Below are 9,227 nucleotides of genomic sequence, written 5' to 3'. Positions count from 1 at the left end.
GCCGCCGAGGGCTCGGGAGCGTGGGGTGGAGAAGCTACCCCACACTCCGAGCGATAGGCTGTTCATGATCGTGCAGGGTCAAGGGTGCGCTGCGCCCGTGCTTCCGTTCGACGGAACGGTGAAGCTGTTCCGACGAGCCGGGAGCGCGGCCCTTGACCTTGCAGAGCTGGGGAGGGCGATACGGCCCAGTACGTTGCCGGAACCATGCCGGTCGCGGTGCCGCATCACCCTGATCGTGCGAATGTTCGAGAAGAACACTTCGTTGGGAAATTCATCCTGGGTGTTCAGCTCCAGGGTCATGAAGCAGCCATGCTCATACACGCCTTTAACGGGCAGCATCACGCCGACGATATGCAGGCAGTACCAGAAGGATTCCGGCTCATCGTCCCAGTGCAGCTCAACGAGAACGGTCTGGCCGATGTAATCCTGGGCGGTGGAGGCATCCACAACGACATGCTGGCTAGTCATGGCTGTAATCTCCTGCGGCGAAGCTCTCCTTTCCGCTCAGCAGGTCGGCCCGCAGCTTGCCCACGTTCACCATGCGGAAGTCCGAGAAGGTGACGCTGGGGAGCGTGCCGTTCTCTACCCACTCAGTGACTTCCTCCACCGGAATGCCGCTGGCCGAGGCGAAGGTCACGATGCTGCACAGGTTGCTGATGGCCGCGCCCAGGGGCACAACGTTGCTGCCGGTTTGGTCGTTCGGCTTACTCATCGGTGTAGTCCCCCTGGGCGAAGATGGTTTTGCCCTTTGCCAGATCGGTACGAATCTGGGCTAGGTTGACCACACGAGGCCGGCCCATTTTTACGCTGGGGATGGTGCCGCTCTGCATCCAGGCAATTACGGTATCGACGCTGACGCCAAGCATCGCCGCGTAGACCTCCTTGCTACACATGAGGGCATTACGGCAATCGAGATAGATCACTCGTTTGCCGTCCAGATCAAAGCTCACGTCGAAGGGTGGTTCGTTCAGATGCGTAGTCATCGCCTATCCCTGCCTTTGAAATGTTCATAAACTGTGGTTATCGGGTGTTTCAGGCGGAAGGTAAAATATTTACCGCCTGGGCAAAATATATACCTATGATCCGCGACGGTAAATATTTTACCTAGCAGTGGTAAGAACGAATGGAATTAACCCAAGACCGCGTTAGAGCCTTAGTGCATATGCTGGGTCATCGCGTGGTTGCTGAAGCGACTGGATTGAAGCCGGAAAGGCTCAAGACAATTCGCTATAACCGAGATGCGCAGGTGCGCACCAACGAGCTGGACGCCATCGCTGGCGCTTATCAGCAATACAGTCTTTGGCTGCGCACGGGCGAAATTGACTTAAGCCGAGGGCAAATCAGTCCGGCCTACGCCGAAGCGGACCTAAAGTTGGAAGGACAAAACGCGGGCAGCAAATAACAGCCGAAGCGGCCTGGCGATGGTTCAGCCGAAAGACATGATTCCAAGGAGAAGGGCATGGGAAACATCATCGACATGGCAAGCTTCGAGCATCTGCGCAGGTCAAATACGGATGACCGCTACACATGCCCGAAGACTAACGTAACGTTCCCCTATATCTACAAAGTGCTAGTGCCTGAGGGCGAGCTGGTAGACGAGGTGCCTGTCTTCATTGGCACCTACAGCACCGAATACCGGCTCAAAGAGCCATCAAACCTGGAGCAATTTCCAGGTTTTCCTCCTCTGACCGTAACCAAGATCAGCACACTCGATGCTGACGCCGAAATCTATCTCGACGTAATTCACTTCACCAATAAAGAAAGAGCGATTGGCTTCAGACAGGCCTGTGCCCATCTAGGGCTAGAGCCTGAATCTGTTCGTGGGTTTGAGGATGATCAAGGTGTTTTCATTCTGCTGCGAAGAGCTAACCCCGCAAAGAAACAGGGGCACATAATCTACCGGGGCTGCAAGCTTCAATACTTTGATAAGTTAGGGGCCGAGATTGAGTGTGAGTATGTCGCTGCATTCAATGATCGCGGAATTATCGTGCCGCTCGCTGGTGTCGATGATCTATAAGTGATGGTGCGATATTTAGCTATTGCGGTTGGAGAGATTATTTTATCGATTGATAGTGACGGCTGCTTTGTGTTTTTCAATGATGAGTGGCGAGGCTAAAGCATTATCTTTGGATATATGAGGCCTTTTTAAGATTTGCAAAGGAAAGCAACCTGGTGATCTATGTATTTTAATGAAGCGGCAGTAAGAAGTAATCTAGCTAAAGTGTTGGATTTGGTAGAGGACGGGTTGGAATTAATCAAGGAAGAGTTTTATCTAAAAAATAGACTGGGTACCAGTGGGTTTGTAGATATTTTGGCTAAGGACAGGCTGGGTAATCTTGTTGTAATAGAAGTAAAGATATCCAAGCAGGCTGAGCGTGATGCTATCACAGAGCTTTTTAAGTATATGGCTCTTTTAAAGCAAAATATGTCTATCAAGGATAGTGAGATACGGCTGGTCGTGATTTCTACAGACTGGAGAGAGCTATTAGTTCCGTTTTCTGAATTTACTTGGAGTACAAATTATAATGCTTCAGGTTACCTAGCTCAGGTGGATGGAAGCGGACTGCCTAAACAGATTGAAGAAGTTAAGTTGGTCGGGCCGGGTGTGGGAAGGAATATTGTTCCAAGGCATTGGATACAGACTTATCATGGCAAGGAAAAGAGAGATGTGGCTGCCAAGATTTACGCTCAGAAAATTATGGATAGAGGGATAAATAACTTTGTTATTCTGAGCTTCATCTATAGCTATCCCGAGCTTGATGTGGAAGGATACGGATTTTATTTTGCTCAGCAGCAGGAAAGTTTAGAGTTTTATAAAGAAATTTTAAGAAAGCATAATATTGAGAGATATGAGGAAATTTGTGAGGTAACAGAAGATTATAGTGATGACGAGGACGTGCTAGACGAGTTTGCTGATGCGGCGACTGATAGCATTTTTGTAGAAGCAGAGGAGCTAGAAATAGGCCATCCGGAAAAGATAAAAGGTTATTTGCAAAGCGGCGCGTGGAAAATAGAGCACATTGAACGTTATGGTTCTTTTCAACGGGATATGCGTCTCAAAGATGAGCAAATTGTAAACGATGTTTGTGGCTTCTCAGGGGGGTCTTATACATGGTTTAGTGCAAACTGTAAGGTGACAAATCGGTCCTACCTAAATGAGTTGTTAAGTAGATATACTAAATGTCTTTATAATAATGATGCTTGGCGTTATTTTATTAGGGATGTTGTAGAGTTTTTCAAAACAAAACCGAGTGATTCGATTATGCACTTGGCTATTTTTAATCCTGAAAATATTATAGAGACTATTTCGCTTTACAAGAAATTTCAGGATGCGGCCTACCTGCCAAAGTTTATTTGTATAATAGAGACGCAGTCCGAGGAAGAGCTGGAGTTCTTCTATGGTAAAATCTGCGTGCATGGAAGTCCTAAGCTTGATGCTAAAGAGATAGGTGTTAAATACTTCGATGGTTCTATTGCAAATGCTATCTTTTATCAGCATTTTCATGCTGTGAAAGATATGAATATGGGGATCATGCTGGATCTCGGCTTATCGCCTAAGGTGGTTTATGAGCGTAAAAAGAAAGGAGGTGAATTAACTGGTGGATCAAATCCAAAATTTCGGGGTAAGAAGGTTTTGTTTGATGAGGAGCAGCTTAAAGATTTGGTTTCGTGGATAGAGATAAATGATGTGCTCTCTGATGAGATAACTGACAGCTACTTTTCCACTCGAATAGGCCCTTTCTTTTGATGAGAGAAGAGAGAGGAAAAAGGGGGGCGGATTTATTTTCCGAGCGCGATGAGTTCATCGATATCTAGCCGTACAGCGCGCTCATCACGTCGTGCACGCGCAATCTCGGCGAGGTGGGCATCATCGACGGCCACCAGCAGCGCTTCGTACAGCGCGGGTGGAACGGCATAAAAGGCTGGCCTATTTCGATGGGGGATGACCACCGCTTCGCCAGCACCTTCGCGGATAAACCGCATCGGGTTTCTTTTCAGGTTGTTTGTTGATGCCGCAACATCCGCCAGTACCTCAAATGCCATTTTCAAGCCTTTCAGGCAAAAGCCAGTTTGCCAACATGCTGCAGATCCACATGTTGCCGGGCAACCCACAGATCGTAGGCATCCTGCATGGCGAGCCAGCTTTCAGGTGAGCGGCCAAGCGCTACGGACAGACGCAGAGCCATTTCCGGCGTGACGCGACTAGTGCCCTTCAAGACGCGGCTCAGGGTGGAGGGCGCAACGCCGAGCTTTTCCGCCAGCTCGCGGCCGCTGATGCCGTTCGGCTCCAGGTATATATCGGTGATGAACTCACCAGGATGGGGAGGGTTGTGCATATTCATCAGTGGTAATCCTCATAGTCCAGGACATAAGCGTTTCCGTCGCGAAACTCGAACGTCAGCCGCCAGTTGCCGTTCACCATGATCGACCAGCGCCCCCGCATTTCGCCCTTGAGCGGGTGCAGCCGGAAGCCGGGGATATCCATGTCGTCTATCGTCATAGCCGTATCCAGGGCCGCCAGTTGCATCCTTAGCCGCTTGGCATGGGCTGGCTGTACGCCGGCCGTGCTGCCCGTTTCGAAGAGCTTGCGAAGCCCTTTGTGCTGGAACGTTTTGATCATTTGCTGAGCCTAGCATGTTGCGCAACACGCAACAACGTTATGGTGTTAGCCGGTCCCCGTGCATGGCTTTAGCCAAATAGCACGGCCCTAGAATGTATGGGCAGGCTTCTGATTCACCTACCGGAACTGCTCTTGTCAGCACGTTTGCCTTGTCGAACAAAGACTAAACTTGAATGTCTACGGCGCACCAATATGGTTGGAGACTCACGTGGCTGAATTACAAAGGATTTCCCGGCTAGCCGGGCTTGGCTTGCTGGCCGTGTTGTCGTCGGGGTGTGTGGGCTACGCCTACGAGGGCCATGGCTCTCACGAGCGCGGTGGATATGGCGTCCCAGCAGGGCATATGCCCCCGCCTGGAGAATGCAGGGTCTGGTATCCCGACCGGCCAGCTGGGCAGCAGCCACCTCCTGGGGATTGTCATCGACTCCAGTACCACGTGCCGCCAGGCGCTTACCTGATTAGGGGCTAACGGGAGGTGTCCCAATTGGAGCGCTTTTCTCTCCTATGCCGGTTTTTACGACAACGAGGCTGCCACCAAAGTCCCGATTTTGCTGGCTTCCAGCTTTTGCGATGACAGGTGCTGATCTTTCGTAATGCGAAGGTCGGGGGTTCGACTCCTCTCACCGGCACCACAGATCCACGAAAAGGCCCGCATTGCTGCGGGCCTTTTCGTTTGTCGGTTCGCTGTTCGCTCAGTTGGCTGCTACGGCTTCCGCCTTGGTCTGAGCCATCGACGACTCGCCACGTGCCGGTGCTTGTTCATACAGCGTAATCATATGGTCTAAATTGGCGCGTACCCGGCCTTTCATGGCTTCGACCACAGTGCTTAGCTCGGCCCGTTGGCTTTCGCCGAATGAATTGATCAGGTTGGTGCCGATCTGGCTGATCTGTGGGACCTCGGCGAACCCGCATGACTGCTTGGGTACCCAGGTTTCGAGGAAGCTCGACAACTTGACCACTCGCTGCGGAAGCAGTGCGATCTGCGGCACGGCGAAGGCCAAGGCAGTGATGGCGCCATGCAGGCTGGTGCCACAATAGAGCTTGCTGGTAGCGATGCAGCGGATGATGTCGTCGATCTTGCCGCTATCGACGCGGTAGGCGCGCTCGTCACCCAGGAGGCTGTGCAGCTTGTCCAGTGGACCGTCGTCGGAGTGGCCGGGCGCCTTGCCGATGGTCAGCAGGGCGATCTTCAGGCCGGTGTTGACGTTGAGTTCGGTCAATTGCTGGGCGATCGCCTCGATGCGGCGCTTGGCATGGTGGTCGGAAATGTGAAACACGATATGGCCGGGCTCGGCCGGGTCGACCTGCTGCTGAAAAATATCCGAAATCAAGATCGCGCTGTCGGGCACCAGATTATGTTGGACCCCGAGCTTGTCCAGCTCGGCGGACGTTTCGCGGTCGCGAACCGATATGTAGGTGCAGTCGTTGAGGTTGCGCTTGATTGACTCGTGGATCAGCGGTTTTTTGCGGCTGATCTCGTTACCGCCCACGCTGTTGTACATCACCTTGTAGCCGGGCAGGTCGCGTTCGCCCAGGACCAGCGGGATGTCCGATGGAATCGAGGTGAACATTCGGCTCAGGCGAATGAATGCCTTGTGGCCGATCAGGTAGGGGCTAGCCTTGATCGGGTAGTAAATCGCTTGCGGCGCGAGATAGCCGATGATGCTTTCCCATTGCGCCGTCAGGCATTCGCCACCAGCGACGATGAGCATGGTCTTGGGCTGCTGGCGCGTGGCCTCCAGGGCTTTTTTCAGCGGGACGGTCGGCAGTGCGCCATAGCCGGACAGGTCCGACTTCTTGGTTGCCGCGACCAGCACGTTGAAGCGGCCGTCGGCCTCCAGGTAGCGTTTGAGGACGATTGCAAAGAGCAGGTCGCCATAGTTGTGCCGGTCATAGGCTCCGTAAGCGATTACGTTAACCCGGTCAGTCATGGCGTCGGACTCCTTTCGATTTGTTTGAATTGCAGGTAGAGCAGGGCGTTTTTCAGTGCCAGCGCCACGGCCGTGGCGAAGCAGGCGCCATTGACGCCATAGCGCGGAATCAGGATGAGGTTGAGCGCGAGGTTGATCACGCACGCCGCTATGTTGTTGTGTAAATAGCGGCGGTGATTGCCCGTCATGGTCATGAAAATGCCCAGGGGCCCGGCGGCCAATACGAAGAAGTAACCGATGGCCAGCACCAGCAGGGGGTAGACACCCTGTTCACGGTATTCGGCGCCGAAGACGGCGAGGATGTATTCGCGCAGCAGGCCGATAGCGAGCAGGATCATTAGCGCCAGTGCCAGCATGAAGCGCGAGTATTTCCTGACCATGGCAAAGGCGCCAGCACGGTCGTGCCGGGCCCAGCGTCTGGAAATGTCAGGCCCGATGGTGCCGTTGATAATGAACAACAGGGTGGTCGAAAGGGCGGCGATCTTCGCAGCGATGTAGTAGATGCTGACTTCGCCTGCCGAGCGCAGCACACCGAGCAGCAGCGTATCGGAGAGTTCGATGACGCTGTTCATCACGGCGATGAGCATCAGCGGAACGCAGAGTGTGAGCATCTCCCGCCAGCCGAGTGCGCGCTCTGAGGTTGAAGCGGGCAGACTGGCGTTGGCGCGCCATATAGAACCGAAGATGGCCAGGCCGTAGCTGATGACGAAGCAGCCCGCCACGGTGGTCAGGTCGTTACCGCTGACCGATACCAGCAACAATGTCAGGGCCGGCTGGAATGCGGTCTGCCAGAACAACCCCTCGCTGGTTCTATGCTTGGCTTTCAGTGTTTCGCTGGCGATGCTCAGCAGTGACAGACCGAGCGCGGTGACGGCAAAGAGGACCGCTGCATGGGCGAAATATGCTTGGGTGGTTTTGGAGAAATACACCACGACCAGGCCGATCAGGAAGGCCGGTACGTTCATCAACGCGGCAAGACCCAGTGCGCGATGGAAGTAACGGCGCTGCTGGCCATCGCTCAGCGAGGAAATATTCTTCAGGCATGCGATATCCAGCCCTATCCGGGCTATCAGCGACAGGAAGATGCCCAGCGCCACGCAGAAAAACACCGTACCGGCCAACTCGGGGACGAGCAGTCGCGCCAGCAGGATGTTCAAGCCAAGCGTAGCGCCAGCCCCGCTGCCTTTGGTGACGATAAGCCTGGCATATTTGAGAAGGTCGGCTTTCATTCCTGGCTGTGGGGCGTCCGTTGCATATGCCGCTTTCATTCAATGCTCCTGCGGTCGCAAAAACGACTAAGCCATGTCTGGCGTATCCGAATGGCGATGCCGGGCGAGCCGAGGTTCGGAACAGAACTCTCCGCCTGCACCGATCGTTGCGCTGTACGGTTGCGCCTGCAGCTCAACGATGGGCTGAACTGGAGACTCCATCAAGAGCCTCGCTACGGCTGAAAGTTCCTTGAACGAAGTCGTCGTTGGGATGAATGCTGTTCGTCCGTTCAGGGGATGGCGAGCCGTTCACAACGTCGTAGACGTCTGCTCAACAGCCTGCAACAGGCCACCGACGACGGTCGGGGCGACCGGCAGCGAACTCTTGTTGCAGCTGGTCGTCCCATTTTTTGATGGCCTAATTTTGATGGTTCGGGGGAAACGCAATGGCATTGCTGGATACGCGCGGCATCGGCAGTTTCGAATTGCTGAAACGCACCTTCAAGGAGTTCAGCAATGACGACATGACGACTTACGCGTCGGCGTTAGCCTATCGAGCGATCTTTTCGTTGTTCCCCTTCTTGCTGTTTCTGATCGCCATGTTGGGCATGCTCGATCTGCAGACCTTCTTCATCTGGCTACGGGAACAGGTGTCGCTGGTGTTGCCACCTGATGCACTGAATCTGGTCAATCCGGTGATCGACCAAATGCAGGCACAGAAGAGCGGTCTGTTATCGGTGGGGATCCTCGTTGCGCTGTGGTCCGCGTCGATCGGTGTTCGCTCGCTGATGAACGCCATGAACAAGGCGTACGACGTCGAAGAGGGACGCCCGACCTGGAAGCTGATGCTGCTGGCGGTTGCCTACACCATCGGACTGGCACTGATTCTGCTCGCGACGGCGGGTTTGATGGTGACCGGCCCGCAGGTGATGGAATGGCTGGCCGATCAGGTGGGGCTGAAGGAAATAGTCGTGACGCTGTGGACGTGGCTTCGTTGGCCAGTCGTCGTGATCCTGATGATGCTGGTGGTGGCCTTGCTGTACTACGTCACGCCGGACGTGGAGCAGGAGTTTCGCTTCATCACGCCCGGTTCGGTGCTGTCGGTGATCGTCTGGATTGCCGCCTCGGTGGGTTTCGGCATCTACGTGCAGAACTTCGGCAACTACGACGCCACCTACGGCAGCATCGGGGCGGTGATCGTGCTGTTGCTCTATTTTTATATTTCGGCGGCGGTACTGCTGTTCGGCGCGGAAATGAACGCAGTCATCGAACATGCATCATCCGAAGGTAAGGAGCAGGGGGACAAGCGCGTCGATGGCTGAAACCAGCCGAGCGGTATTTATCGACTAGCTGAGCGTGCCGGCGAACAACCGCCTAGGCCGGTGGTCCATTGATTTCATTGCAGAATCTTTCGGGCGAGACCTGACGTTGACCCGATGGGGTGGCGATTAAATCTCCGTCGGCCTT

General features: G+C 54.1%; 12 protein-coding genes. 4 read left to right on the top strand and 8 right to left on the bottom strand.

What is annotated here, in order from left to right; genetic code table 11:
• Window positions 1-78: 78 nt before the first annotated feature.
• The 3 genes from MCB86_RS09595 to MCB86_RS09585 are packed head-to-tail and all read right to left on the bottom strand — an operon-like array spanning window position 79 to window position 983.
• Complete coding sequence (locus MCB86_RS09595) at window positions 79-468, bottom strand: hypothetical protein (RefSeq protein ID WP_239610728.1); 390 nt, start codon at window positions 466-468, stop codon at window positions 79-81.
• Window positions 461-712: a hypothetical protein gene (locus MCB86_RS09590; RefSeq protein WP_239610727.1), complete on the bottom strand. Its 252-nt coding sequence runs from the start codon at window positions 710-712 to the stop codon at window positions 461-463. The genes MCB86_RS09595 and MCB86_RS09590 overlap by 8 nt, the downstream gene beginning before the upstream one ends.
• Entirely contained in the window at window positions 705-983 is a 279-nt protein-coding gene (locus tag MCB86_RS09585; protein ID WP_023443840.1) for a helix-turn-helix domain-containing protein, read from the bottom strand. Before MCB86_RS09585 ends, MCB86_RS09590 begins: the two co-directional genes overlap by 8 nt.
• Window positions 984-1,123: 140 nt before the next feature.
• On the opposite strand from MCB86_RS09585, the gene MCB86_RS09580 reads away from it, so the two are divergent.
• The 3 genes from MCB86_RS09580 (at window position 1,124) to MCB86_RS09570 (ending at window position 3,748) form a co-directional block, all read left to right on the top strand.
• The gene (locus MCB86_RS09580) at window positions 1,124-1,402 is read left to right on the top strand and encodes a hypothetical protein (RefSeq protein WP_045665584.1); all 279 of its coding nucleotides are present in this window, start codon (window positions 1,124-1,126) and stop codon (window positions 1,400-1,402) included.
• Window positions 1,403-1,459: 57 nt separating this feature from the next.
• Complete coding sequence (locus MCB86_RS09575) at window positions 1,460-2,017, top strand: hypothetical protein (RefSeq protein WP_239610726.1); 558 nt, start codon at window positions 1,460-1,462, stop codon at window positions 2,015-2,017.
• 162 nt (window positions 2,018-2,179) lie between these two features.
• Window positions 2,180-3,748 (top strand): endonuclease NucS domain-containing protein, encoded by a 1,569-nt coding sequence (locus MCB86_RS09570; RefSeq protein WP_239610725.1) that lies wholly within the window; start codon window positions 2,180-2,182, stop codon window positions 3,746-3,748.
• A 32-nt stretch (window positions 3,749-3,780) separates the two neighbouring features.
• Here MCB86_RS09570 and MCB86_RS09565 read toward each other — a convergent pair whose 3' ends face one another.
• The 5 genes from MCB86_RS09565 to MCB86_RS09545 form a co-directional block, all read right to left on the bottom strand.
• Window positions 3,781-4,044, bottom strand: coding sequence for a type II toxin-antitoxin system Phd/YefM family antitoxin (locus MCB86_RS09565; protein WP_239610724.1), 264 nt, complete (start codon window positions 4,042-4,044; stop codon window positions 3,781-3,783).
• Between the two features lie 11 nt (window positions 4,045-4,055).
• On the bottom strand, window positions 4,056-4,343 hold the full coding sequence (locus MCB86_RS09560) for a HigA family addiction module antitoxin (RefSeq protein ID WP_181120321.1): 288 nt from the start codon (window positions 4,341-4,343) through the stop codon (window positions 4,056-4,058).
• Entirely contained in the window at window positions 4,343-4,621 is a 279-nt protein-coding gene (locus MCB86_RS09555; protein WP_048328779.1) for a type II toxin-antitoxin system RelE/ParE family toxin, read from the bottom strand. The genes MCB86_RS09560 and MCB86_RS09555 overlap by 1 nt, the downstream gene beginning before the upstream one ends.
• A gap of 692 nt (window positions 4,622-5,313) precedes the next feature.
• Window positions 5,314-6,552 carry a polysaccharide pyruvyl transferase family protein gene (locus MCB86_RS09550; RefSeq protein WP_239610723.1) on the bottom strand — a complete coding sequence of 413 codons (1,239 nt, stop codon included), beginning with the start codon at window positions 6,550-6,552 and terminating at the stop codon, window positions 5,314-5,316.
• Window positions 6,549-7,820, bottom strand: coding sequence for a polysaccharide biosynthesis C-terminal domain-containing protein (locus tag MCB86_RS09545; RefSeq protein ID WP_239610722.1), 1,272 nt, complete (start codon window positions 7,818-7,820; stop codon window positions 6,549-6,551). The genes MCB86_RS09550 and MCB86_RS09545 overlap by 4 nt, the downstream gene beginning before the upstream one ends.
• A gap of 386 nt (window positions 7,821-8,206) precedes the next feature.
• On the opposite strand from MCB86_RS09545, the gene MCB86_RS09540 reads away from it, so the two are divergent.
• Window positions 8,207-9,082, top strand: coding sequence for a YihY/virulence factor BrkB family protein (locus MCB86_RS09540; protein ID WP_045161246.1), 876 nt, complete (start codon window positions 8,207-8,209; stop codon window positions 9,080-9,082).
• The last annotated feature ends 145 nt before the right edge of the window (window positions 9,083-9,227 follow it).

The sequence above is a fragment of the Pseudomonas sp. KSR10 genome, from assembly GCF_022355455.1.
GTDB classification, from domain to species: domain Bacteria; phylum Pseudomonadota; class Gammaproteobacteria; order Pseudomonadales; family Pseudomonadaceae; genus Stutzerimonas; species Stutzerimonas stutzeri_E.
Note: the sequence above shows the minus strand (reverse complement) of the source record. Positions and strands in the feature narration are given on the sequence as shown.

Excerpts from the sequence above, each read along its gene's own strand:
- MCB86_RS09595 (WP_239610728.1), bottom strand. The coding sequence starts at position 468 with ATGACTAGCCAGCATGTCGTTGTGGATGCCTCCACCGCCCAGGATTAC.
- MCB86_RS09590 (WP_239610727.1), bottom strand. The coding sequence starts at position 712 with ATGAGTAAGCCGAACGACCAAACCGGCAGCAACGTTGTGCCCCTGGGC.
- MCB86_RS09585 (WP_023443840.1), bottom strand. The coding sequence starts at position 983 with ATGACTACGCATCTGAACGAACCACCCTTCGACGTGAGCTTTGATCTG.
- MCB86_RS09580 (WP_045665584.1), top strand. The coding sequence starts at position 1,124 with ATGGAATTAACCCAAGACCGCGTTAGAGCCTTAGTGCATATGCTGGGT.
- MCB86_RS09575 (WP_239610726.1), top strand. The coding sequence starts at position 1,460 with ATGGGAAACATCATCGACATGGCAAGCTTCGAGCATCTGCGCAGGTCA.
- MCB86_RS09570 (WP_239610725.1), top strand. The coding sequence starts at position 2,180 with ATGTATTTTAATGAAGCGGCAGTAAGAAGTAATCTAGCTAAAGTGTTG.
- MCB86_RS09565 (WP_239610724.1), bottom strand. The coding sequence starts at position 4,044 with ATGGCATTTGAGGTACTGGCGGATGTTGCGGCATCAACAAACAACCTG.
- MCB86_RS09560 (WP_181120321.1), bottom strand. The coding sequence starts at position 4,343 with ATGAATATGCACAACCCTCCCCATCCTGGTGAGTTCATCACCGATATA.
- MCB86_RS09555 (WP_048328779.1), bottom strand. The coding sequence starts at position 4,621 with ATGATCAAAACGTTCCAGCACAAAGGGCTTCGCAAGCTCTTCGAAACG.
- MCB86_RS09550 (WP_239610723.1), bottom strand. The coding sequence starts at position 6,552 with ATGACTGACCGGGTTAACGTAATCGCTTACGGAGCCTATGACCGGCAC.
- MCB86_RS09545 (WP_239610722.1), bottom strand. The coding sequence starts at position 7,820 with ATGAAAGCGGCATATGCAACGGACGCCCCACAGCCAGGAATGAAAGCC.
- MCB86_RS09540 (WP_045161246.1), top strand. The coding sequence starts at position 8,207 with ATGGCATTGCTGGATACGCGCGGCATCGGCAGTTTCGAATTGCTGAAA.